This is a genomic window from Chitinimonas sp. BJB300 (assembly GCF_002735695.1).
Taxonomy (GTDB): Bacteria; Pseudomonadota; Gammaproteobacteria; order Burkholderiales; family Chitinimonadaceae; genus Chitinimonas.
In genome coordinates this window covers 1-1,427 of the sequence record NZ_PDZH01000302.1, presented here as the reverse complement: position 1 = coordinate 1,427, position 1,427 = coordinate 1, and the positions used below count along the sequence as shown (strand labels likewise).

At 60.8% G+C, this 1,427-nt stretch carries 1 protein-coding gene; it reads right to left on the bottom strand.

Features of this window, described 5'->3' with window-relative positions; all coding sequences use genetic code 11:
- Window positions 1–1,427: RHS repeat protein (locus CSQ89_RS21505; RefSeq protein ID WP_143747135.1), on the bottom strand; the 1,427-nt coding region annotated here is incomplete at both ends.

Below are 1,427 nucleotides of genomic sequence, written 5' to 3'. Positions count from 1 at the left end.
GCGTGGCTGGCAGGGATGACCACGCTACTCGGGCGTTCTGCACCGCCAGCCAAGGTCATCGTATTGGCAAACCGGGTGGTACGCACCGCATTGCCGTGGGCATCGCGTTCGAACTGCGTCACGGTGTAATGGTCAATACCGCCGACACGCTGCGAAGCAGTAGCTTGATGGGTCATCCGCCCCAAAGCGTCGTAGTAGTTGAATACCCGGTTGCCACGCGCATCGGTGGTTTCGATCACATTGCCGTATTGGTCGTAACGGCTGCGGGTGGCGACGTCGACGTTGATATAGGTCAACCCGCCCTGGCCATTCACCGTGGCGCCCGCCACATTTTCGCGGATCTCGGCGGTGCGGTTGCCCAGCTTGTCGTATTCGTAACGGGTGCTGCGGTTTGCACCGGTGATGGGGTCGGTCTTATTGACCACCGAGCCGACCAGCAATTCAAACATCGAGGCGGTGTTCTCTTCCCCTGGGCCGCAACTGGCAACCTGGGCAGTCAGGCGCGCAGCGTACTGCACTTCCCGCGTCATCTTGCCCTGGTTGTCGTAAGTCCATTGGGTGACATAGCCTTCGGCATCGATCTGCCCGACCTTACGGCCCGCGGCGTCGTAATAGTAGATCGTGTCGGCCCATTGCTCGGTAGGGCCCACCTGCGCCAGCAACACCGATTGCTTCACCAGCAAGCCTTGGGCGTTGTACTGGTTGCGGGTGACCTTGCCCCCTTCGTTCCCGGTGACTTTGTCCAACTGGTAGGCGGTGGGTTCGGTAATCTGCGTCACCCGACCCGCCTGATCGTACTGGTACAGCATGGCCCGGTCAGCTGGGCTGCGGTTGGTGTCACGCAGGGCGGTGATTTCTGCCAAGGTGTAGCCCTGCTTGCGCGCGGTGGCCAGGTTGAAGGCGTTGGCATAGCGAATGACCGCCGTGCGGTTGCCCATGCCGTCGTATTGGAATTCGCTGAGGAAACATGTACCACCGTTCCCCAAGGCATCGGTTTCGAAACGGATACGCCCCAATGCGTCATAGGCCTTGTAGCGCCAGTTGCCGCCGACATCCTCATACGCCACCGCATTGCCGACGCTGTCGTAATGGGTGGTACTTGTCGGCGTAAACGTGGCTTCACCCAGACTAGCGCGATTTAGGTCTGCCCCGTTGTAGGTCGCACCGTTACTGACCTCTGGCGTGCCGCCTACCACCGCAAAGCCCGTCTGCTTGAGCGTCGTTTGCCGGCCGGCTTTGTCATAGGCAAACTCGCTGACGCGTTCCATTCCGGTGATGCCGGCCGCTTCCGTGCGTTTAATCAGGTTGCCCTGGCTGTCATATTCAAACCGGGTGACCAGCTGCACGCGCTGCGTAGGGGCATCGGGGTTGGTGCGGATGTCGATGGCGTCGGTCGTTTCGGTGAGCTTGCGGCCCATCGCATCGTA